The following is a 22,592-nucleotide window of genomic DNA, read 5'->3' as shown; positions in this document are numbered from 1 at the left end:
CAAGGCGGCGCGCTGCTGCCGGAACTGATCCGCGCCTCGGGCCTGGACGCCGCCGCGTGGCTGGAGCGCTACGTCGACGCCTATCTCACGCCGCTGGTGCATTGCTTCTACGCCCACGACCTGGTGTTCATGCCGCACGGCGAGAACGTCATCCTGGTGATCGAGGACCATGTGCCGGTGCGCGCCTTCATGAAGGACATCGCCGAGGAATCGTCGATCCTCAATCCGCACGCCGCGCTGCCCGAGAACGCCCGCCGCCTGGCCGCCGACGTGCCCGAGGAATACAAGCTGCTGACCATCTTCGTCGACGTGTTCGAAGGCTACTTCCGCCATCTGGCGCAGGTGCTGGCCGACAGCGGCGTGATGGCCGAGGACGCCTTCTGGAAACTGGTGGCCGGCCGCATCACCGCCTACCAGGAGGCGCATCCGGAACGGCTGGAGAAGTACCGCCAGTACGACCTGTTCGCCCCCGAGATGATCCATTCGTGCCTGAACCGCCTGCAATTGGCCAACAATCTGCAGATGGTCAACCTGGCCGACCCCATCGGCAGCTTCCAGATGGCGCCCAACCTGGCCAACCCGATCGCCCCCTACCGGCCGCAATGGCTGGGCCAGGGCCAGGCCGACACCGCGCGGGCGCTTGCGTGAACCGCGACCTGGACGATCTGCTGGACCTGACCGGCCGCCTGGTGCCCGGGCTGTCGGGCCAGGTCGCGCCGGCGGCCGGCCCGGGCATCCGCCCGGGCGCCGACAACGCCCAGGCCATCGCGCAATTGCGCGATGTCTGGGGGCAGCGCTATCCGGAAGCGGGGCCGCACTATCTGGCACTGCGCTGCTGGGGGCTGCTCATCTGGCAGCCCGTCTACCTGAGCGTGATCGCCGCGCATCGCAGCGCGATCGTGCCCGACCTCTCGAGCATGACCCAGCCGGTGCCGGACGACGGCTTCATCATCGGCTACACGCTGGACCGCCACGACCCCCTGCGCGCCTGCCTGCGCCAACGCATGCAGGCCGCCGCCGCGCAGCTGCGCAACATCTGCGCCACCTTCTACCGCGAGCTGACCCAGGTGCTGCGGGTCAGCCCGCGCGCCGCCGAGAGCATGCAGGCCGACTGCGTGCTGTATGCCCTGCTGGCCGCGCGCCACGACGATGGCGCCGAGGCCAATGACTGGGCGCGGCGCCAGGCCATCGAATGGATGGACCTGCTGGGCCTGCAGGGCCGCAGCGGCTACCTGACCTGGCAGCGCGCGGCGCAGCCGGTCATCGCCGTTGACCGGCAGGTCTGCTGTCACTACTTCCGCAGGCGCGATGGCGACTATTGCAGCACCTGCCCCAAACTGGATCTTGCCGAACGCATTGCCCGGATCGACGCCGAGAGCGCCATGCCCGCCTGACAGCGGCCCGGGGCCTTGCGGGACGGCACAAGGAGTCGGATATGACGGACATTGGCCGCCTCGAGCATGTGCAGCAGGCCCTGAGCCCGCTGCACGTTCGGGCCTATTTCGACGAAGCCCTGTTCGCGCGCGAACAGGAACGGATATTCAAGCAATCGGCCCTGTACGTGGGCCACGAGAAAGGCGTGCCCGAGCCGGGCGACTGGCGCCGCCTGCCGCACGAGGAAGGCGGCCGCGTGCTGGTGCGCAATGCGCGCGGGGTGGAACTGGTGTCGAACGTCTGCCGCCACCGGCAGGCGCTGATCCTGGGCGGCGAGACCGGCGCGGTGACCGGCCCGGGCAATCCCGCCGGCAACCTGTCGGCCAGCGGCGGCAACATCGTCTGCCCGCTGCATCGCTGGACCTACGACAACCAGGGCCAGATACTGGGCGCGCCGCAGTTTCCCAGCACGCCGTGCCTGAACCTGCCGCGCTTCCCGCTCAAGAACTGCCACGGCCTGCTGTTCGAGGGCCCGCGCGACCCGCGGGACGACCTGGGCCACCTGTTCGCCCGCCCCGAGTTCGATTTCTCCGACTATGTGCTGGACCACGTCGAGGTACACCAGTGCAACTACAACTGGAAGACCTTCATCGAGGTCTACCTGGAGGACTATCACGTCGGGCCGTTCCACCCGGGCCTGGGCCGGTTCGTCACCTGCGACGACCTGAGCTGGGAGTTCGGCCGGCAGCACAGCCTGCAGCGGGTGGGCGTGCACGACTCGCTGGAGAAGCCCGGCTCCGACGTCTACCGCGACTGGCACGATACGCTGATGCGCTACCGCGGCGGCTCGGCGCCCGATTATGGCGCGATCTGGGTGACCTATTTCCCGACCCACATGATCGAGCTCTATCCGCACGTGCTGGTGCTGTCGACCCTGTACCCCAAGAGCCCGCAGGAGACCATCAACATCGCCGAGTTCTACTACCCCGAGGAAATCGCGCTGTTCGAGCGTGAATTCGTCGAGGCCCAGCGCGCGGCCTACATGGAAACCGCCATCGAGGACGACGAGATCGGCGAGCGCATGGATGCCGGCCGGCTGGCGCTGCTGCGCCGCGGCACCTCGGAAAGCGGCCCCTACCAGTCGCCAATGGAGGACGGGATGCAGCATTTCCACGAGTGGTACCGCGACGTCATGGGCGACGAACTGGGAGATTGCGCGGCGCCCTGAGGCGTTGGTGGCGGGAGGCAAAGGCCCGGGCAGATAGCGGTGCCGGAACACTACGGCAAAAAACCGCAACAATGAGAACATATGCTATTCTCATTCTCACATTTGGCGAGGCTTTTCGCCCCGCCAAAGGGCTCATCCCGTAACGCGAGTGACGATCTTGAACCCATCTGCCTCCCCCGCCCAATTCACCGTCGCCGACTTCAACCGCATGGGCAGCCAGAGCGGTTTCCGCTACCGCCTGCCGCAGCTCTCGGGCGCGGTCCGCGCGGACCCGGAAACCCTGTGCATCGCCGAAGGCCGGGTCGACACCTATGCCATCCGGCCCGGCCTGACGCTGGTGCTGTCCGACGTGCGCGTGCACCAGCACTACGAAGCCACCTCGATGATGTCGCCGCGCTTTTCGGCCATCGTCATGCTGCAGGGCCACGCCCAGACCCGCATCGATCGCCATGACGACGTCCGCCTGGCGGCGCACAGCGGCGTCAGCGCGCTGTACGGCGACACCGTCGCCATGACCGGCACCCATGCCGCCGGGCAGCGCCTGCGCAGCGTCAACCTGTCGCTGTCCGATCCCGACGGCGCCGGCGACGACCAGACCAGCGAGATGATCTGGAAGGCGCTGCGCTCGCCGTCACTGCGGCTGCGCCGCTGGCAGGTGCAGGGCCATCTGCTGCAGGCCATCGAGCATCTGCTGGACTGCGGCTGGGACGGACCGCTGCAGAACATGCTGCGCGAAGGCGTCGGCACCCAACTGCTGGCCCATGCGCTGGCCACGCTGGAGCAGCGCGCGCCGGCCGAGAACGCCGTGTCGGAACGCGACCGCCAGCTGCTGGAACGGGTGCGCGAGCGGCTGCACAGCGCGCCCGGCGAAGAGCACACGCTGGACGACCTGGCGCGGCTGGCCTGCATGAGCCCCAGCACGCTGCGCGCCAAGTTCCAGGCCACCTACCAGCGCTCGGTCTTCAGCTGGCTGCGCGAACGCCGGCTCGAAGTGGCCCGCGAGCAGTTGGCCCAGGGCTGCAGCGTGCAGCAGGCGGCCCACTTCGTCGGCTACCGCCACGCCACCAACTTCGCCACCGCGTTCCGCGAACGCTACGGCATCGCCCCCAGCGAACTGAACTGAGCGCCGGCCGTGGACGGCTTCCGGCGGCGCCCATTGGTCTTACGGCATTGCCCATTCCTGCAATCCGCGGTGACGGGCGACCATGCGGCAGAGCTTCCCCTCCCGGGAAGCGCCCGCCCTGGATGCTCCCGTGTCACGCCCCCAACCCCTGCCCTCGTTTCCCGTCATGGTGCTGATGCTGGGACTGCTGTCCTGTGTCGCGCCCGCCACCATCGACGCCTACCTGCCCGCCTTCGGGGCGCTGGGCCGGGAATTCGACGTGCCGCAGGAAACCGTGCAGCTGACGCTGGGCGTCTACATGGCTTGTTATGCGTCGATGCTGCTGCTGCACGGCACGCTGTCGGACTCGCTCGGCCGGCGGCGCATCGTGCTGGCGGCGCTGGCGGTGTACGTCTGCGGCTCGCTGATGGCGGCGCTGGCGCCCGGCTTCGGCTGGCTGCTGGCCGGGCGCGCCGTGCAGGGCCTGTCGGCGGGCGCCGGCATCGTGGTCGGCCAGGCCATCATCCGCGACTGCTACGACGGCGCGGTGGCGCGCCGCGCCATGTCCTACCTGATCCTGGTGTTCAACCTGTCGCCGGCGCTGGCGCCCATCCTCGGCGGCTACCTGGCGGCGCACCAGGGCTGGCGCGCCGTCTTCCTGCTGCTGACCGCGCTGGCCGGCGCCGCCTGGCTGCTGTGCGCGCGGCGCCTGCCCGAGACCCTGCCGCCCGAACGCCGCCAGCCGCTGGCCTGGCGCACGCTGGCCGCCAACTACGCCCGCGTGCTCGGCAACCGGCGCTACACCGCGCTGGGCCTGGCGTTCAGCCTGCTGTTCGCCGCCCAGGGCTTCCTGATCGGCGCCGCGCCCGACTTCATCAGCAATGTGCTGGGCCTGCCGGAGACCGACTTCGCCTATCTGTTCGTGCCGCTGGTGGTCGGCGCCATGGCGGGCGCCCTGGTGGCGGCCCGCAAGGCCGGCCGCTGGTCGGATGGCCGCATCACGCTGCTGGCTTTCGTGCTGATGGGCGGCAGCTGCCTGGCCTACGTGCTGTACATGGCCGCGGCCGAGCCGCCGCGCCTGCCCTGGGCGGTGCTGCTGCCCGGGCTGTTCACCTGCGGACTGGCCATGGGGGTGCCGGCCATGACCCTGCGCATCCTGGGGCATGTGCCGGACCTGTCGGGCACCGCCGCCTCGGTGCTGGGCTTCATGCAGATGCTGACGTTTTCCGTGGCCAGCGGCTGGGGCGTGCCGCTGGTCTATGGCCAGCCGTTGCGGCTGGCGGCGGCCATGCTGGTTTTCGTGGCGGCCAGCGCGGCCGGCTGGGCCTGGCTGCACCGCTGCGCCGCGCCGCTGGCGGAGGCGCCGGCCAAGGCAGGATAGCCCGGCGGCATTTGTCATACGCATCCCATCGCGGCGCATACATCAACCCAACGGTAAAAATCAATAATTCTCATTACCAAACCTTACCGCTGGAGCTTGTCCTCATGCTGTCCGTTCCGCCTTCGCCCGCCGCGCAGCCGCGCCGGGTGCGTCCCCTTGTCCACGCGATCCAGACAGCCCTGCTCTGCTCCGCACTCGCCCATCAGCAAGCCGGCGCCCAGACCGCGGCTTCCGCCGGTTCGTCCGGCGACGTGGCGCAACTGCCCGCCGTCACCGTCAGCGGCGCCGGCATCCCGGGCACCACCGAAGGCACCCATTCCTACACCACCGATGCCATGAACACGGCCACCGGCCTGACGCTCTCGCCGCGCGAGACGCCGCAGTCGGTCAGCGTGGTCACGCGCCAGCAGATCGAGGACCAGGGCCTGCGCGACACCGGTTCGATCCTGGCCAGCGCGCCGGGCATCTCGGTGACCCGTAGCGACAGCAACCGGCTGTCGTTCTCGTCGCGCGGCTTCTCCATCGACAACTTCCAGTTCGACGGCCTGAATTCGCCCATCCTGAGCCAATGGAACTACGGCGCCACCGACATCGACGCGGCCATCTACGACCGGGTCGAGATCGTGCGCGGCGCCACCGGCCTGATGACCGGCTCGGGCAACCCCTCGGCGGCGGTCAACTTCATCCGCAAGAAGCCGCTGCGCGAATTCGCCCTGTCCGGCAGCGCCAGCGCCGGCAGCTGGGACTACGTCGGCGGCGACCTGGACCTGTCGGTGCCGATCACGCCGGACGGCCGCATCCGTTCGCGTTTCGTCGCGGCCTATAACCAGGGGGACGACTACGTGACCTTCCTGGACTCGCGCAAGCGCACCTTCTACGGCGTGGTCAGCGCCGACCTGACGCCGGATACCGTGCTGACCGCCAGCGTCGAATACTTCCGCAACCAGAGCAACGGCTTCGGCAGCGGCTTCCCGCTGTTCTACAGCGATGGCTCGCGCACTGACTTCAACCGCTCGGTGGCCAACAACACCCGCTGGGCCCGCATCGACACCGAGTCCACCACCACTTTCGTCGACCTGACGCACCGCTTCGCCAACGACTGGAAGGTGCGCGCAGCCTACAGCCACACCGACGGCGACTACCGCATGAAGCAGCTGTACCGCGGCGGCTACCCCAACAAGGTGACCGGCGCCGGCATGACCAGCTCGTTCAACAACTACGACGGCGACCGCTCGCGCGACGACATCCACCTGACGGTGTCGGGTCCGTTCCAGCTGCTGGGCCGCAAGCACGAGCTGGCGCTGGGCTGGATGAGCGTGAACGACCACAGCAACATCGGCCAGTACCTGATGACGGGCGCCAAGCCGGCAATCGGCAGCTTCCTCGACTGGCGCCAGGACCATATCGCCGAGCCCACCTGGTCCGGCACCAAGACGCCCGCCGACGACCTGCGCGTCAAGCAGACCGGCGCCTACGCGGTCGGCCGCTTCTCGCTGGCCGACCCCCTGCACCTGATCGTCGGCGGCCGCTGGAGCAACTGGGAAACCAACCAGACCTACTTCGGCAGCAACCGCGCCTACAAGATCAACGACCAGTTCACGCCCTACGCCGGCCTGCTGTACGACATCAACAGCACCTACACGGCCTACGCCAGCTATACCGAGATCTTCCAGCCGCAGAACGCCCGCACGCCCAACGGCTCGATCCTGCCGCCGATCGACGGCAAGAGCTACGAGGTCGGCCTGAAGGCGGCCTACCTGGAAGGCCTGCTGAACGCGTCCGCCTCGCTCTACCAGACCCGCCAGAACAACCTGGCGCAGGCCATTCCCGGCGAGTCGGTCAGCGGCATGCCGGGCACCCAGGCCTACCGCGCCGCCACCGGCGCCAAGGTCGAAGGCTTCGAGCTGGAGACCAGCGGCCAGCTGAGCCCGGGCTGGAACATCGGCGCCAGCTATACCCATTTCACCGCCAAGGACGCCGACGGCAAGCCGATCAACACCAGCCATCCGCGCAGCCTGTTCAAGGTCTACACCACCTACCGCCTGCCGGGCGACCTGCACCGCCTGACCGTGGGCGGCGGCGTCGACTGGCAGAGCCGCATGTACCAGTCCGCGCCCAGCCCGCGCGGCAACGTGGATGTCGAGCAGAGCAGCTACGCGCTGGTCAACCTGATGGCCCGCTTCGATTTCAGCAAGCAGGTCTCGGCCACCCTCAACCTGAACAACGTCTTCGACCGCAAGTACTACGACCAGATCGGCTTCTTCAGCCAGGGCTGGTACGGCGCGCCGCGCAACGTCATGCTGACGGTGCGCGCGCAATATTGACCGGACGAACAGGCGGCAAGATGCCCGGGAGTACCGCAACACAATGCGTTTGAATCTGGCTATCGCGGCACGCCTGCGCCGCCACGTCCTGACTGGCGCGGCGGCGCTGGCCCTGGTCATGCCCCTTGCCGCCTGCGAGCGCGCGCCAGCGCCGGTCGCGGCCGAACCCGCTTCCAACGCCGCCCCGGCAGGCCAGCCGGGGCCGACGGCCACGGCGCCGGGATTTCCCGTCACGCTGCGCAGCGCCCTGGGCGAGGCGGTGATCGCCGCGCCGCCCCGGCGCGTCGTCACCCTCGGCCTGGGCGCCGACGACCTGGCGCTGGCGCTGGGCGTGGTGCCGGTGGGCGTGGGCCGGGCCGACTGGGGCGGCGATCCCGACCACTACTGGCCCTGGGTGCGCGCCGCCATCGAAGCCCGCGGCCAGCCGCTGCCCGAGCGCATCACCGTCTACCCCGAACTGGACATCGAAAAGATCATCGCCCTGCGTCCGGACGTGGTGCTGGCGCCCTTCTCCGGCGTCAGTCCCGAGGCCTACGCCCAGCTGTCGCGGCTGGTGCCGGTGGTGGCGTATCCCGAACAGCCGTTCCTGACCCCGGTGCAGACCCAGGTCGACCTGATGGCCGCGGCCCTGGGCAAGCGCGACGCGGCCGCCGCGCTCAAGGCCGGCATCCACGACGCGCTGGCGCAGGCGGCGCGCCGCCACCCGGAACTCTCCGGCAAGACCTTCGCCTACGTGCGCGCCGACCTGGGCTCGGGCAATTTCGCCGCCTACGTGGCCGGCGACCCGCGCGTCGACACGCTCACGGCCATGGGCCTGACGCTGGCGCCCTCGGTGCGCGGCCTGCATGCCAGCGCCGGACATTTCGCCCACTACCTGGGCTTCGAACATGCCGACGCGCTGGGCGACGCCGATATCCTGGTGTCCTGGTTCTATACGCCCGAGGAGCGCGACCGCACCGCGGCCCTGCCCCTGTATGCGTCCATCCCCGCCGTGCGCCGGGGCAGCTACGTGGCGCTGAGCGATCCGGCGCTGGTCATGGCGTCGTCATCGGGCACGCCGCTCGCGGTGGCCTGGATGCTCGACCGGCTGGCGCCGCAACTGGCCGAGGCGGCGCGGCGCGCCCAGGCGGGCCGCTGATGCCGCCGCGCCAAGCCCCGGCCGACACCCGGCCCGACGACGCGATGCCGCGCCTGCGGGCGCCGCTGTTGCTGGGCGCCTGTATGCTGCTGGCGGCCGCCGCGCTGGCCAGCCTGTGGCTCGGCTCGCGCGGCCTGTCGGCCGCCACGGTCTGGCGCGTGCTGCTCCAGCCCGACGACAGCCACGCCGCGCTGGTGGTCGCCTCGCGCATCCCCCGGACCCTGCTGGCCCTGCTGACCGGCGCCGCCCTGGCGGTCGCCGGCGCCTTGATCCAGGCGCTGACCCGCAACCCGCTGGCCGAACCCGGGCTGCTGGGCGTGAACGCCGGGGCGGCCGCTTCCATCGTGACCGCGGCGCTGCTGCTGGGCGGCCTGCCCGCGCATCCCTTCTGGGCGGCGCTGCCCGGGGCGTTGGGCGCCGCCGCGGCGGTATATCTGATCGGCGCCGGCGGCCGCGGACTGCAACCGGTGCGGCTGATCCTGGCCGGCGCCGCGGTCAATGCCGTCCTCTTCGCCTATGTGCAGGCGGTGGCGCTGCTGCGCGACGACATCTTCGACGCCTACCGTTTCTGGGCCGTCGGTTCGCTGGCCGGCCAGTCGCTTGACGCCGCATTGCGCGCGGCGCCCTACATCGGCGCCGGCCTGCTGCTGGCCGCCGCGCTGGCGCGGCCGCTCAATCTGCTGGCGCTGGGCCACGCGCTGGCGCAGGCGCTCGGGCTGCGGGCCGGCCTGTGCCGCCTGCTGGGCCTGCTGTGCGTGGCGATACTGGCGGCGGCCGCCACCGCCGCCGCCGGCCCGATCGCCTTCGTGGGCCTGGCGGTGCCGCACATGGCCCGCCGCGTGGCCGGACCGGACCTGCGCTGGCTGCTGGCCTACTGCGTGGTGCTCGGGCCGCTGCTGATGCTGATCGCGGACATCCTGGCGCGGCTGCTGCGCGCGCCCGCCGAACTGCTGACGGGCGTGGTCGTGGCGTTCATCGGCGCGCCCTTCCTGTTGGCGGCGCTGCGCAGCCGGCCGCGGAGCCTGGCATGACCCGCGGAACGCCGCGCCTGATCGCGCAACCGCCGCGCCTGCTGCGCGCCGGCAACTGGCTCGCCTGGCCCGTCGCGCCGCGCGCGCTGGCCTATGCGGCGCTGCTGCTGGCGCTGGCCGGCGTCGTGCTCGCCACGACGCTGCGGGCCGGCGATCCCGGGTTGTCCTGGAGCGCGCTGTGGCTGGCGCTGCAAGGCGCCGGCGGCGCCGTGGAGCAATGGCTGGTGCATACCGTGCGCCTGCCGCGCGCCCTCTCGGCGCTGGGCGCCGGCGCCGCGCTGGGCCTGTCCGGCGCGCTGTTCCAGAGCCTCACCCGCAACCCCCTGGGCAGTCCCGACGTCATCGGCCTGACGGCCGGCGCGTCCGCGGGCGCGGTGGCCGTGGCCATGGTCTGGCCCGGGCTGATGCCGGTGGCATGGGGCGCGGCGGCGGGCGCGCTGCTGGCCACGGCCGGCGTCTGGTTCGGCTCCGGCGCCGGCTTCGCCGCGCCCCAGCGCATGGTCATCGCCGGCATCGCCGTGGGCGCGATCGCCTTCGCCTTCGTGCAATACGGCCTGTCCAATCTGCGGCGCGAACAGGCCTACCTGGCCGCGGCCTGGCTCAATGGCAGCCTGGCCGGCAAGACCTGGACCGACGTCGCCCTGATCGGGGCGGCCGGCGCCCTGTTGCTGCCGCTCGGGCTGGCGCTGTGCGCTCGCCTGCGGCTGCTGGAGATGGGCGACGATCTGGCCCAGGCCCTCGGCGCCACGCCGTCGCGCAGCCGGCTGGCCGCCACGCTGGTGGCGGTGCTGGCGGCCGCGGCGGCGGTCACGGTGGCCGGCCCGGTGGCCTTCGTCGCGCTGGCGGCGCCGCAGATCGCGCGGCGCTGCGTGCCGGCCAGCGGTCCGCAACCCCTGCTGGCGGCCCTGACCGGCGCGGTGCTGCTGGCCGGCGCCGACCTGTTGACCCGCCTGGCCGGCCCCAACGGCCTGCCCGTGGGCGTCCTGACCGCCGGCATCGGCGGTGTCTATCTCGCATTTCTGCTGGTACTCGAATGGCGCAAGACCTCCACCTGAACGATCCGGCCGACGCCCCGTCGGCCCTGCAACTGCGGCAGGTCAGCCTGTCCTATGGCGACACGGCCGTGCTGCGCGACCTGTCGCTGGCGGTCGCGCCGGGCGCGTTCACGGCGGTGGTCGGCCCCAATGGCTGCGGCAAGTCGACGCTGCTGCGCGTGCTCGGCGGCGCGCTGGCGCCAAGCCAGGGCCAGGCGTTCCTGGACGGCGCCAGCCTGGCCGGCCTGCGGCGCAAGGCGGTGGCCCGGCGCCTGGCCTATCTGCCGCAGAACCCGGTGGCGCCGGAAATGATCACGGTGCGCGACCTGGTGGCGCGCGGCCGCTATCCGCACCAGACGCTGTTGCGGCAGTGGTCGCCGGCCGACGCCCTGGCGGTCGAGGCGGCGCTGGCCGACACCGACCTGGCGGACCTGGCCGACCACCCGGTGCACACACTGTCCGGCGGCCAGCGCCAACGCGCCTGGCTGGCGCTGGTGCTGGCGCAGGACGCGGGCATCATGTTGCTGGACGAGCCCACCACGTTTCTGGACATCCGCCACCAGATCGACCTGCTGGAGCTGTGCGCGCGCCTGCAGCGGGCCGGCCGCACGCTGGTGGTGGTGCTGCACGACCTGAACCTGGCGTTCCGCTACGCCGACCGCGTCGTCATGATGCGGTCCGGCCGCATCGCCGCGCAGGGCGAGGTGCGGCAGGTGGTCACGGAGGACGCCATGCGGCAGGTGTTCGATCTGGAATGCCGGGTGCTGCCGGATCCGGAGACCGGCAGCCCGATGGTCGTGCCCCGGCGCGGCGGCCAGGGCTGAGCGGCAAGCCGCCGCCTTGCCCCTGGTTACAGCATGTGTGCCAGGAACTCGCGGCTGCGCGGGTGCTGCGGGGCGCGGAAGAAGTCGGCAGACGGCGCCTCTTCGACGATGCGGCCCTCGTCCATGAAGATGACGCGGTGCGCCACTTCGCGGGCGAAACCCATTTCGTGGGTCACGACCAGCATGGTCATGTGCTCGTCGGCCAGCTGGCGCATGGTGCGCAGCACTTCGCCGGTCAGCTCGGGGTCGAGCGCCGAGGTCGGCTCGTCGAACAGCATGATGTCGGGTTCCATCGCCAGCGCGCGGGCGATGGCCACGCGCTGCTTCTGGCCGCCGGACAGGCGCGTGGGATAGTTGTCGCGCTTGTTCAGCAGGCCGACCTTGCGCAGCAGTTCCTCGGCCTTGGGCACGATGGCGGCGCGCGGCATGCCCTTGACGATCATGGGCGCTTCGATGATGTTCTGCAGCACGGTCATGTGCGGGAACAGGTTGAACGACTGGAACACCATGCCCATCTTGCGGCAGATGCGGCGCACGTCGCCATCGCTGGCGTAGCGGCTCTGGCCGCCCGGCACCGCCGTGGCCAGGGCTTCGCCCTCGATCTCGATGGTGCCGTCGTCGATGGTTTCCAGGTGGTTCAGGCAGCGCAGGAAGGTGCTCTTGCCCGAGCCCGACGGCCCGATCACCGCCACCACCTCGCCCTTGCCCAGCTCCAGCGAGACCTGGTCCAGCACGCGGTTGGTGCCGAACGACTTGACGATGCCGCGCGCCGAGATCATGGCGCCGCGACCGCCGGCGGACGGATTACTGGTCGTATTTGGCATAGCGCTTTTCCATACGCTGGAAGAACCACGTCAACACCAGCGTCATGATGAGATAGAAGGCCGCCGCGACCAGGAACGGCGTGGTGGTGAAGTCGCGCTGCACGATGCCGCGCGCGGTGCGCAGGATGTCGTTGAGCGCCAGCACGTAGATCAGGGAGGTGTCCTTGACCAGCGTGATGGTCTCGTTGCTCATGGGCGGCAGCACCCGCTGCACCATCTGCGGCAGCACGATGCGGCGCAGCGTCTGCAGGTAGGTCATGCCCAGCACCCTGCTGCCCTCGTACTGGCCGCGGTCCACCGACTGGATGCCGGCGCGGAAGATCTCGGCGAAATACGCCGCGTAGTTCAGCGCGAACGCCACCACCGCCGCCGGAAAGTCGGGCAGGCGCACCCCCACCACCGGCACGAACGGCAGCGCGAAGTAGATGAACAGCATCTGCAGCATCAGCGGCGTGCCGCGCATCAGCCAGATGTAGCCATTGACCAGCTGGCTGACGAAGCCCCATTTGGAGATCCGCAGCAGCGCCAGCACCAGGCCCAGCGGCACGGCCAGCGCCAGCGTGATGAAGAACAGCGTCAAGGTCACTTTCGCGCCTTGCGCCAGGGGTCCCAGGAGGGAGAGTACGTAGTCCATGCGGATGGGTGAGCGTCTTGCCGACGGGAGGAATCAGGAGCGGGCGTGCCGGCGCGGAAAAGCGCCGGACTGAAAAACGCCCGGACCGCGCCGCGGTCCGGGCGTTTCCCGGGAGCTTACTTGACGATGTTGGCGCCGAACCACTGGGTGGCGATGCGGCCGGCGGTGCCGTCCTGCTTCATCGAGTCCAGGGTCTTGTCGAGCTTGGCCAGCAGTTCGGTGTCGTCCTTGCGCACGCCGACGCCGTAGTCTTCGGTGCCGAAGTTGTCGTCCAGCACGCGGTATTCACCAGCGCGCTTGCTGATCAGGTAGCGGCCCACCACTTCGTCGACCACGATGGCGTCGAGGCGGCCGGCGGCCAGGTCCATCAGCGCGGTGACGTTGTCGCCGAACTTCTTGACTTCCTTGATGCTGCCGGCGACCGGGTCCTTGGCGATGGCGTCGGTGGCGCTGCTGCCGTCCTGGGCGCCGACCACCTTGCCGGCCAGATCGGCCTTGGCCTTCACCGGCGAGGCGTTGCCGACGATGATGATCTGGTGGTTGGCCATGTAGGGGGCCGTGAAGCTGATGTTCTTCTTGCGCTCTTCGGTGATGGTCAGGCCGTTCCAGAGCACGTCGACGCGCTTGCCGTTCAGCTCGGCTTCCTTGGCGCTCCAGTCGATCGGCTTGAATTCGACTTCCAGGCCCAGGCGCTTGCTGGCTTCCTTGGCCATGTCGACGTCGAAACCGACGATCTGGTTGTTGGCGTCGCGGAAACCCATCGGCGGGAAGTTGTCATCCAGGCCGACGACGACCTTGCGGGCGGCGGCCGGGGCCTGCGCGCTGGCGGCCGGCGCGTTGTCGGACGGGCCGCAAGCGGTCAGCATCGTGGTGGCGGACACGAGAAGAACAGCAGTCAGTTTTTTCATATTTATCGAGGGCGCGAGGCGCAGGAATGAAGAAGGCCGGAGGGCTCGACGGAAGCCGCGAGCCGGTTATTTTAGCGTCCCTGGAAATATGTGTTTCATCTCGGCCATATATAGGGCCAAGCGATAGCGCCGGACCAGATCCAGCCGGGGGCCGGGCTGGCTTTCCCCAACGGCGTCAACGCCCTTGGCGCGGCTCGCCAGGACCTCGGCCAACCCGGACAGAGGCCGTGAGGGCCTAGCCGGCCCGCGCCGCCATGCCCGCGCGCAGGCCGGCGGCGCAGTCGAGCGCGTCGTCCCACAGCTGGCGGGTCAGCGCCTCGGCGTCGGTCTCGCGCGCCAGCGCGGCGGCCTCGCCCGACCACAGCAGCGAAAAGTCGCCGCTGCCGGTCTTTTCCACCGCCGCCCGCAGCGGGTCGACCGCCCCGGTCGCCAGCGGAAACGCCGGCGCCGCCGGGCTCATCGGCCCCTGTTCGCGCATGAAGCGCGTCAGCAGGCCGCGCGCCGGGCGGCCCGTGTACAGATTGGTCAGGCGCGTGGCGTCGTCGCGCGCCGCCCGCACCGCCTGTCGGTGAATGGCCGAGCGGCCGGCCTGCGGCGTCAGCAGATAGGCGGTGCCCAGTTGCGCCGCCGCCGCGCCCAGCGCGAAGGCCGCGGCGATCCCGCGCCCGTCGGCAATGCCGCCGGCCGCGATCACCGGCACGCCCACCGCGTCCACCACCTGCGGCAACAAGGCGTACAGGCCTGGCTGGGCGCCAATGTCATCGGTCAGGAACATGCCGCGATGGCCGCCGGCCTCCACGCCCTGGGCGATGATGGCATCCACGCCGCGGGCGTCGAGCCAGCGCGCCTCCTCGACCGTGGTGGCGGACGACAGCACCATGGCGCCGGCGCGGCGCACCCGCTCCAGCAGCGCGTCGTCGGGCAACCCGAAATGGAAGCTGACCACCGCCGGCCGCAGTTCCTCGACCACCTGGCACATGGCGTCGTCGAACGGCGCGCGGCCCGGGCCGCTGCCGGCGGCCGACAGGTCCAGCCCGGCCTCGCGGTAGTACGGCGCCAGCGTCTCGCGCCAGCGGGCCTGGGCCGCCTCGTCCGGCGCGGGCGGCGTGTGGCTGAAGAAATTCAGGTTGAAGGGCGCATCGGTTTCGGCGCGGATCGCGGCGATCTGTTCGCGCAGCGCGTCCGGGCCCAGCGCGGCACAGGCCAGCGACCCGAGGGCGCCGGCGCGGCAGGCGGCGATCGCCAGCGGACTGAAGGAGCCGACCATCGGCGCTTGGATCAGGGGCAACAGAGAAGGCAACGATTTCATCTCGGGCACACGACGGCAATGAGGGAGACCCGAGCATATCGCAGCCGCATGCTAGGCTTGGGCCTTCCCCCTACTCGCATCACGCCATGGAATTTCGCAGTAACGGCCGCCCCGCCCCGGCCGCGCGCCGGGAGCGCGCCGCATGAGCCCCGCCCTCCGTCTTGGCCCCCTGGTGTTTCCGATCGAGCTCGCGCTGCTGGCCGCCGCCGTCGTCATCGGCCTGATCGCCGGCCGACTGCTGGCCGGCGCGCGCGCCGAGGACGCCAGCCGCGTCTTGTGGCGTTGCCTGCTGCTGGCCCTGCTGGCGGCCCGGCTGGCCTTCATCTGGCAATACCGCGATCACTTCCTGCAGAATCCGCTCAGGATCCTGGACCTGCGCGACGGCGGCTGGACCGGCCTGGCCGGACTGGCCGCGGCGCTGCTGTATGGCGCCTATGCCGTGCTGCGCGACCGCGCCCCGCGCCGCGCCGTGCTGGTCGCGATGGCGCTGGGCGCGGCGGTCTGGCTCGGCGGCGGCCGTCTGCTGGCGCCATCGGCGCAGCCGCAGCCACAGCTGGCGGCCCTGTCGCTGCAACAGCTGGATGGCGCGCCCGCCACCCTGGACGCCTTCCACGGCAAGCCGATGGTGGTGAACCTGTGGGCCAGCTGGTGCCCGCCGTGCCGCCGCGAGATGCCGGCATTCGAGCAGGCGCAGGCGGCCAACCCCGACATCCATTTCGTCTTTCTCAACCAGGGCGAAGCGGCGGCCACCGTCCGCCAATACCTGGACGAGCACGCGCCCTCGCTCGCCAATGCCCTGCTCGATCCGGCCGGCGACGCCTCGCGCCAGATGAGCAACCGCGGCTTGCCCGCGACCCTGTTCCTGGATGCCCAGGGCCGGTTGATGGACGTGCGGGTCGGCGAACTGTCCAGCGCCACGCTGGCGCAGCGGCTGGAATCGATCCGGGCGGACGGCGCGCAGCGCTGAAGGGCCAGGCCGGTGCGCGCCAGCCGCGGCCGCTGCGCTCAAGCCTCGCCGTTGGCCGCGTCGTCGCCGGGCAGCGCTTGCGCCCAGGGCAACGCCGCCCCTTGCGCCGCTCGCGCGAACAATCGCAGGCGCTGTCCCGCCGCCTGCGGCGCCCCGGGCAGGCGCACCACCAGCAACGGCCCGCGCGGCAGCGCATTGACGGTGGCGAAGACGCTGTCGCCGTCGCCCGCCTTGCCGGGCACCCGGGTCCAAGCCAGCAGCTCGGCCTCCTCCAACGCCACCTCGACGGCCCGGTCATGGCCGCAGGCCGGACACCAGAGCCGCGCCGGATAGACCCGGTGCCCGCACTGCGCGCATTCCATCACGTTGAAACTCATGTGTCCTCCCTGGCCAGCACCGCCGCGTTGGCGCACATGCCGTAGCGCAACTGCACCATGCCGTAGCCGGTCGCCACGCCGTGGCGGGCCCTCGCCACCTGGCGCGCGCCGGCCCGGCCCAGCAACTGGCGCGCCACTTCCGCCAGTCCGTGCATGCCGCCCGCCGTGCCCGCCTGCCCCGCCGACAGTTGCCCGCCCGCGGTATTGACGGGCAGTTCGCGCGTGGCGATGCGGCGCGCGATGAAGCCCGCCAGGTCGTCCGCCGGCGCCAGGCCCAGGTCGCACAGTTGCGCCACCGCCATCGCCGGGTAATCGTCGTACACGCCGACCACGTCCATGTCTTGCGGTCCGAGGCCGGCCTCGGCCCACAGCGCGGGCGCGAACCCGGCGATGCCGGTCACCAGGCCGTCGCCCTCCTGCTGGTCGGCGTTGTAGCGCGCGCCGCTGGCCCGCAGCGTGACGTGCACGCCTTGCGGCCGCGCCTGCAGCACCAGCGCGCAGGCGCCGCTGACCACCGGCACGCAATCGAGCCGGCCCAGCGGCTCGGCCACCATTGGCGCCTCCAGGTATTGCGCCAGCGTCAGCGGCTGGCGGTAGGCGGCGTTGGGATTGGCGCCGGCCCAGGCGCGCTGCGCCACGCACAGCGCGCCATAGTCCTCGCGCCGCAGGCCGGTCCGCGCCATCTGCCGCTGCGTCAGCATGGCAAACAGCGGATTCGGCCCGACGCAGCCCAGCGGGCTCAGGTAATCCTGCGCGCTGCGGTTGTAGCGCCCCACCAGCGCGGCGAAATCGGCGCCGGCGAAATGGTCTCCCGCCACCAGCACGATGGTGCGCGCCTGCCCGGCCCGCAGCGCCAGCCAGGCGTGGCGCAGCAGGTTGATGGCGCTGGCGCCGCCCATCTCGTCCTGCATGCACCAGTCCAGCGTCAGCCCCAGCCGCCACGCCATGTCGATGGCGCGATCGGGGCGCAGCGTGAACGAGGCCAGCCCCAGGCCGTCGACGTCCGCGGGCCGCAACCCGGCGTCGTCCAGCGCCAACCGCACCGCCCGCGCGATCAGGGTGGCCGTGTCGCAGCCGGGCTCGGGATGGCGCAGCGCGGGCGTCTCGCCCACGCCAACGATGCCGGGACCGCCGCTCATGCCGATTCCTGCCGCGGCGGCTCGCGCGTCAGCAGCAAGGTGATGACCGTGATGGCGGCCATCCCCACCAGGAACCACGCCACCGGCGTGGCCGATTCATACTTGCGCAGCAGCGCCATGGCGATCAGCGGCGACAGGCCGCCGGCGAACACCGAGGCCAGCTCGTGGCCCAGCGCCAGGCCGGTGTAGCGCACCTCGGCCGGGAACAGTTCGGCGAAATACGCCGGCTGGGTGCCGATCATGGCCGCGTGGCAGACCGTATTGCCCAGGAAGAACGCCAGGAAGATCCACACCGGCTCCTTGGTCTGCACCAGCCAGAAGAACGGAAACGCCGCCAGCATCAACCCGGCCGAGCCGATCAGGTAGACGGCCCGCCGGCCGATCCGGTCCGACAGGTGGCCGAACCACACCAGCGTGCCCAGCTCGATGAACATCGACGCCAGCACCCCGCCCAGCATCACGTCATTGGGAATGCCCAGGAACTTGCCGTAGGCCAGCGCGAACGCCAGGAAGATGTACGAGCCGCCGTTCTCCGCCACCCGCAGCCCCATGGCCGTGAACACCTGGCGCGGATAGCGGCGGAACACTTCCACCGCCGGCATTCCGCGCTTGGCGGTCTTCTTGGCCTGCACGAACTCGTCGCTTTCCGGGATGTGCTTGCGGATGTACAGGCCGATGCCGAAGATCAGCACGCTCAAGAGGAACGGCAGGCGCCAGCCCCAGCTCATGAAGGTCTCCTGCGGCAATTGCTGCGCCAGCATGAAGACGCCCGACGACAGCACGAAGCCGCCCGCCACGCCCAACTGGCTGAACGACGAGAAATAGCCGCGGCGCTTGCCGCCCACCGCCTCGCTGATGAGCAGCACGCCGCCGCCCCATTCGCCGCCGGCCGCCGCGCCCTGCAGGATGCGCAGCACCACCATCGCCACCGGCGCCCAGATGCCGATCTGCTCGTAGGTCGGCAGCAGCCCGATCAGGAAGGTGGCCGCGCCCATGATGCCCAGCGTCCATTCCAGCGCCAGCTTGCGGCCGTAGCGGTCGCCGATGTGGCCGAAGATCACGCCGCCCAGCGGCCGCGCCAGGAAGCCCACGGCAAAGCCGGCGAAGGCGCCCATGGTGCCCAGCAGCGGATCGGTGCCCTTGGGAAAGAACAGCTCGCCGAACACCAGCGCCGCCGCCGTGCCGTAGATGAAAAAGTCGTACCACTCCATCGCGTTGCCGGCGACGGACGCCATCACCACCCGCCGCGTGCGCTTCCTGCGGGCCTGCTCCTCGGCGCTCTGCGCCGCGCCCTGGTATGCCAACGTCATGTTCTTGCCCCTTGTTTTATATGGACGGGATTCAGCGCGCCACGCGGTAGCCGGCGGCGTCGCGATCCCAGGTGTCACCCGTCACGCCCTCATCGCGCAACCGGAACTTGCGGACCTTGCCGTTCTCGGTGCGCGGCAGGTCATCCAGCACGCGCAGGTAGCGCGGCACGGCGAAATACGGCATGCGCGGCTGACAGAAGTCCAGCAGGGCCTCGGGCGTGAGCGCGCAGCCCGGCTTGCAGACCAGCGCCGCCATGACCTCGTCCTCGGCCAGCTCCGAGCGCACGGCGTAGACCGCCGCCACCGCCACCGACGGATGTGCCAGCAGCACCTGCTCGACCTCGTACGACGAGATGTTCTCGCCGCGCCGGCGGATCGCGTCCTTCATGCGGTCCAGGAAGCGGAAGTAGCCGTCGGCGTCGCGCACCACGCGGTCGCCGGTGTGGAACCACAGGTTGCGCCAGGCCTCGACCGTCTTGTCGGCCATGCCGAAGTAGCCGGTGGCGATGGCGAACGGCGGCCGCGCCCGCAGCAGCAGCTCGCCGGCCTCGCCGTCCGGCAGCGGCGCGTCATCGGCGTCGGCGACGATGGCATCGAATTCGGGCGCGGCGCGGCCCATGCTGCCGGGGCGCTGCTCGGCCAGCGTGCCGCCGAGCGCGAAGTTGGTTTCGGTGGAGCCATAGCCTTCCAGCAGCGCGATGCCGGTGCGCTCGGTGAACACGCCATGGAAACGTTCGGGCACGCCCGGCGCCAGCGCGATGCGGGTGCGATGGCCGCGCTCGGCCGCCGACGTTTCGCGCGCCAGCAGCATCGGCACCATCGCGCCCAGCAGATAGGTCACGGTGGCGCCGGTGGCCGCCAGCCGCTCGAAATAGCGGCTGACCGAAAAGCGCTCGTCGCAGACGATCGAGGCGCCGGTCGCCAGCGCCTGGAAGCAGGCGTTCAGCGCGTTGGTATGGAACAGCGGCAGGCTGGTGTAGAGCACGTCGTCGGCGCCGATCTCCAGGTTGCGGGCCGCGATGACGCCCCACCAGTGAAACTGCGCATGCGGGCAGCACACGCCCTTGGACAGACCCGAGGTGCCGGAGGTGTAGAGAATCGCCAGCGTATCGCCGGGGCCGAGGTCGGCCTCGGGCGCGAGCGCGTCCGGCAAGGCCGGCAGCGCGGCGGCGGGGGCCGGCAGGCCGGACGTGGCGGCGGCCGTGCCGTCTGCGCCATCGTCCAGCAGCCAGATCTGGCGCAGGGCCAGGCCGGCGGCGTCGAGGCCGGCCAGCGCGGGACAGGAGGCCCGATCCGCCACCAGCAGCACGCAACCGCTGTTGGCCAGGATGTGCTGCAGCTGCATGCCGCGCGACGCGGTGTTGATCGGCACCACCACCGCGCCCAGCCAGCCGCAGCCCAGCACCAGCGACATGAACTCGATGCGGTTGCCCGCCATCAGGCCGACGCGGTCGCCGCGGGCCACGCCAGCCTGGGCCAGCAGCGCCGCCCAGCGGGCCGCGTGCTCGGGCGCCTCGGCGTAACGCAGCGCGCCGCCCGGCGCCTGGATCCACGGCCGCGTCCCCTGGCGTGCGGCCTGGTCGCGCAACAGCGACGGCAAAGTCAATGCATGCATGACGTGCTCTTCCCCTTGTTGTCGGCGGCCGCCTGGTCACTGCCACGGCTCGTGAAAATTAGTCTAGGAATCAACTATTTATGTGTCAAATTTATGGGTATTATTCATTGCATAAACCAGACTGATAACAAGGGCGGGCGTGGACTTCGACTTGAATCTCATGCGGGTTTTCCTGACCGTGCTGCATGAACGCAGCGTCACCCGCGCGGCGCAGCGGCTGCAGCTGACGCAGCCCGCGGTCAGCTATGCCCTGGCCCGGCTGCGCGAAAAATTCGACGACCCGCTGTTCGTGCGCACGCCCTCCGGCATGCGGCCGACGCCGGTGGCCTTCGCGCTGGCCGGCCCGATCGAGCGCGGCATGAACAGCTTTGCCGAGGCGGTCAGCCTGCGGCAGCACTTCGAGCCGGCCAGCAGCACGCGGCGGTTCCGGCTGTCGATGTCGGATATCGGCGAGATGGTGTTCCTGCCCAGCGTGATGGAACGCGTGCACGCGCTGGCGCCGCGCCTGCAGGTCGAGGTGGTGGAGGTGCCGCTGGAACAGCTGGCGCAGGCGCTCAAGGACGGCGACATCGACCTGGCGATCGGCAACCTGGCCGGCCTGGGCCGCCACACGCGCCACGCCGACCTGTTCAGCGAGCGCTATGCCTGCATGGGCCGGCGCGGCCATCCGGTGCTGTCCGCGGGATTGACGCGCGGCCAGTTCAAGCGGCTCGACCATATCCTGGTGGCCTCGCGCGCCAGCGCCCACCGGCTGCTGGACGACGTGCTCGGCGAGGCCGGCCTGCACCGCCAGCCCTACCTGACGCTGCCGCATTTCTCGGCCGCCGCCGAGATCGTGCGGCGCACCGACCTGACCGTCACCCTGCCGCACCGCGCGGCGGTCTGGTTCAACCGCGACAACGCCTTCGAGATCCGGCCGCTGCCGCTGACGCTGCCGCCCCTGAGCGTCACGGTGCACTGGCATCCGCGCTTCGAGAGCGACCCCGGCACGCGCTGGCTGCGCACGCTGGTGGTGGACACCCTGGCGGACCGCGATGCGGGCGGCACGGCGGCGGGCGCCTTGATTTGATCGAAGCAAGCAACAGACTCACGCACGGGATCGGGTTTATCTGGCCGGATGACGCAACTAGACTGCCGTCACTCCCTCTTTCCAGGAAACCGCCATGCCCACCCTGCCCGCCCTGCGCCGCCTGATTCCCGCCCTCGCCCTGGCGCTGGCCGCCACGCCGGCCCTGTCCGCCGAGCTGACCCTCACCCCTACAACCCCGGCAACGACGCCATCTTCCAGGTCGCCTCGGTGCTGGTCAGCGGCGAACGCGACGCCATCCTGGTCGACGCGCAGTTCGGCAAGTCCCAGGCCGAACAGCTCGTGGCGCTGGTGCGCGCCAGCGGCAAGCGCTTGACCACCATCTACATCAGCCACGGCGATCCCGATTTCTACTTCGGCCTGGATACCATCCTGGCGGCGTTCCCCGACGCCAAGGTCGCGGCCACCGCGCCCACCGTGCGCCACATCCAGGAGACGGTCGACGCCAAGCTGGCGTTCTGGGGACCCAGGCTGGGCGCCGACGCGCCGCGCAAGGCCGTCGTGCCGCAAGTGCTGCAAGGCGACACGCTGACGCTCGAAGGCCAGGCCCTGAAGATCACCGGCCTGGACGGCCCGCAGCCCGACCGCACCTTTGTCTGGATCCCCTCGCGCAAGGCCGTGGTCGGCGGCGTGGTGGTGTTCGGCAACCTGCACGTGTGGACCGCCGACACCCAGTCGCCGCAATCGCGCGCCGACTGGCTGGCCACGCTCGCCCGCATCGACGCCCTGAAGCCGGCCACGGTGGTGCCCGGCCACTACGCGCCGGGCGCGCCGCTGACCCTGGAATCGGTGCATTACACCCAGGGCTACCTGCGCGCCTTCGAGACCGAGGCCGCCCGGGCCCCGGACAGCGCCGCGCTGATCCAGGCCATGCGCGCCCGCCGAACGCGTTGTCCGGCGGGACCGGCCGTGATGCTTGCGCGCGGCGGCTACCGCCGCATCACCACTTCATTTCACCCTTGGCGACCTTGGCGCTGATCTCCAGC

Annotated in this window: 20 protein-coding genes and 1 pseudogene; 13 read left to right on the top strand and 8 right to left on the bottom strand. The window is 70.7% G+C overall.

Going from position 1 to position 22,592, the window contains the following annotated elements; all coding sequences use genetic code 11:
• From AOZ49_RS10545 to AOZ49_RS10500, 10 genes are all read left to right on the top strand, one after another.
• A partial coding sequence (locus tag AOZ49_RS10545) for an IucA/IucC family C-terminal-domain containing protein (RefSeq protein WP_304439433.1) occupies positions 1-648 on the top strand: 648 nt, incomplete at its 5' end.
• Positions 603-1,394 carry a siderophore ferric iron reductase gene (locus tag AOZ49_RS10540; RefSeq protein ID WP_054475146.1) on the top strand — a complete coding sequence of 264 codons (792 nt, stop codon included), beginning with the start codon at positions 603-605 and terminating at the stop codon, positions 1,392-1,394. The genes AOZ49_RS10545 and AOZ49_RS10540, both read left to right, overlap by 46 nt.
• Before the next feature lie 41 nt (positions 1,395-1,435).
• Positions 1,436-2,602, top strand: coding sequence for an aromatic ring-hydroxylating oxygenase subunit alpha (locus AOZ49_RS10535; protein WP_054430512.1), 1,167 nt, complete (start codon positions 1,436-1,438; stop codon positions 2,600-2,602).
• A 154-nt stretch (positions 2,603-2,756) separates the two neighbouring features.
• The gene (locus AOZ49_RS10530; RefSeq protein ID WP_369815789.1) at positions 2,757-3,725 is read left to right on the top strand and encodes a helix-turn-helix transcriptional regulator; all 969 of its coding nucleotides are present in this window, start codon (positions 2,757-2,759) and stop codon (positions 3,723-3,725) included.
• Positions 3,726-3,855: 130 nt separating this feature from the next.
• Positions 3,856-5,085 (top strand): multidrug effflux MFS transporter, encoded by a 1,230-nt coding sequence (locus AOZ49_RS10525; protein WP_054430514.1) that lies wholly within the window; start codon positions 3,856-3,858, stop codon positions 5,083-5,085.
• A 104-nt stretch (positions 5,086-5,189) separates the two neighbouring features.
• Positions 5,190-7,409 carry a TonB-dependent alcaligin siderophore receptor FauA gene (locus AOZ49_RS10520; RefSeq protein WP_054475144.1) on the top strand — a complete coding sequence of 740 codons (2,220 nt, stop codon included), beginning with the start codon at positions 5,190-5,192 and terminating at the stop codon, positions 7,407-7,409.
• 43 nt (positions 7,410-7,452) lie between these two features.
• Positions 7,453-8,547: an iron-siderophore ABC transporter substrate-binding protein gene (locus tag AOZ49_RS10515; protein WP_054475142.1), complete on the top strand. Its 1,095-nt coding sequence runs from the start codon at positions 7,453-7,455 to the stop codon at positions 8,545-8,547.
• The gene (locus tag AOZ49_RS10510) at positions 8,547-9,578 is read left to right on the top strand and encodes a FecCD family ABC transporter permease (RefSeq protein ID WP_054475140.1); all 1,032 of its coding nucleotides are present in this window, start codon (positions 8,547-8,549) and stop codon (positions 9,576-9,578) included. The genes AOZ49_RS10515 and AOZ49_RS10510 overlap by 1 nt, the downstream gene beginning before the upstream one ends.
• Positions 9,575-10,633, top strand: a complete 1,059-nt coding sequence (locus AOZ49_RS10505) for a FecCD family ABC transporter permease (RefSeq protein ID WP_082380389.1) — start codon at positions 9,575-9,577, stop codon at positions 10,631-10,633. Before AOZ49_RS10510 ends, AOZ49_RS10505 begins: the two co-directional genes overlap by 4 nt.
• A complete protein-coding gene (locus AOZ49_RS10500; protein ID WP_054475138.1) occupies positions 10,612-11,436 on the top strand; it encodes an ABC transporter ATP-binding protein in 825 nt (274 codons plus the stop codon). Before AOZ49_RS10505 ends, AOZ49_RS10500 begins: the two co-directional genes overlap by 22 nt.
• A gap of 26 nt (positions 11,437-11,462) precedes the next feature.
• On the opposite strand, the gene AOZ49_RS10495 is transcribed toward AOZ49_RS10500, so the two are convergent.
• The 4 genes from AOZ49_RS10495 to AOZ49_RS10480 form a co-directional block, all read right to left on the bottom strand.
• Positions 11,463-12,215, bottom strand: a complete 753-nt coding sequence (locus tag AOZ49_RS10495) for an amino acid ABC transporter ATP-binding protein (RefSeq protein WP_054475136.1) — start codon at positions 12,213-12,215, stop codon at positions 11,463-11,465.
• Between the two features lie 25 nt (positions 12,216-12,240).
• Positions 12,241-12,894, bottom strand: coding sequence for an amino acid ABC transporter permease (locus AOZ49_RS10490; protein WP_054475133.1), 654 nt, complete (start codon positions 12,892-12,894; stop codon positions 12,241-12,243).
• A gap of 116 nt (positions 12,895-13,010) precedes the next feature.
• A complete protein-coding gene (locus tag AOZ49_RS10485) occupies positions 13,011-13,802 on the bottom strand; it encodes an amino acid ABC transporter substrate-binding protein (RefSeq protein WP_049073911.1) in 792 nt (263 codons plus the stop codon).
• A 235-nt stretch (positions 13,803-14,037) separates the two neighbouring features.
• On the bottom strand, positions 14,038-15,111 hold the full coding sequence (locus AOZ49_RS10480) for an NAD(P)H-dependent flavin oxidoreductase (RefSeq protein ID WP_054430519.1): 1,074 nt from the start codon (positions 15,109-15,111) through the stop codon (positions 14,038-14,040).
• Positions 15,112-15,253: 142 nt separating this feature from the next.
• Between AOZ49_RS10480 and AOZ49_RS10475 the strand changes: the two genes are divergently transcribed.
• On the top strand, positions 15,254-16,078 hold the full coding sequence (locus AOZ49_RS10475) for a TlpA family protein disulfide reductase (RefSeq protein WP_054475130.1): 825 nt from the start codon (positions 15,254-15,256) through the stop codon (positions 16,076-16,078).
• Positions 16,079-16,116: 38 nt separating this feature from the next.
• On the opposite strand, the gene AOZ49_RS10470 is transcribed toward AOZ49_RS10475, so the two are convergent.
• The 4 genes from AOZ49_RS10470 to AOZ49_RS10455 are packed head-to-tail and all read right to left on the bottom strand — an operon-like array spanning position 16,117 to position 20,519.
• Positions 16,117-16,455 (bottom strand): zinc ribbon domain-containing protein, encoded by a 339-nt coding sequence (locus AOZ49_RS10470; protein ID WP_054430521.1) that lies wholly within the window; start codon positions 16,453-16,455, stop codon positions 16,117-16,119.
• On the bottom strand, positions 16,452-17,594 hold the full coding sequence (locus AOZ49_RS10465) for a thiolase family protein (RefSeq protein ID WP_054475128.1): 1,143 nt from the start codon (positions 17,592-17,594) through the stop codon (positions 16,452-16,454). Before AOZ49_RS10465 ends, AOZ49_RS10470 begins: the two co-directional genes overlap by 4 nt.
• On the bottom strand, positions 17,591-18,904 hold the full coding sequence (locus AOZ49_RS10460; protein WP_054430523.1) for an MFS transporter: 1,314 nt from the start codon (positions 18,902-18,904) through the stop codon (positions 17,591-17,593). The genes AOZ49_RS10465 and AOZ49_RS10460 overlap by 4 nt, the downstream gene beginning before the upstream one ends.
• A 31-nt stretch (positions 18,905-18,935) precedes the next feature.
• A complete protein-coding gene (locus AOZ49_RS10455; RefSeq protein WP_054475125.1) occupies positions 18,936-20,519 on the bottom strand; it encodes an ATP-dependent acyl-CoA ligase in 1,584 nt (527 codons plus the stop codon).
• 139 nt (positions 20,520-20,658) lie between these two features.
• On the opposite strand from AOZ49_RS10455, the gene AOZ49_RS10450 reads away from it, so the two are divergent.
• Positions 20,659-21,588 carry a LysR family transcriptional regulator gene (locus AOZ49_RS10450; RefSeq protein WP_231689831.1) on the top strand — a complete coding sequence of 310 codons (930 nt, stop codon included), beginning with the start codon at positions 20,659-20,661 and terminating at the stop codon, positions 21,586-21,588.
• A 94-nt stretch (positions 21,589-21,682) separates the two neighbouring features.
• Positions 21,683-22,584: pseudogene (locus AOZ49_RS10445) on the top strand (MBL fold metallo-hydrolase).
• Positions 22,585-22,592: the final 8 nt, after the last annotated feature.

It is taken from the genome of Achromobacter sp. 2789STDY5608615 (assembly GCF_001298995.1).
GTDB lineage: Bacteria > Pseudomonadota > Gammaproteobacteria > Burkholderiales > Burkholderiaceae_B > Achromobacter > Achromobacter insuavis.
Note: the sequence above shows the minus strand (reverse complement) of the source record. Positions and strands in the feature narration are given on the sequence as shown.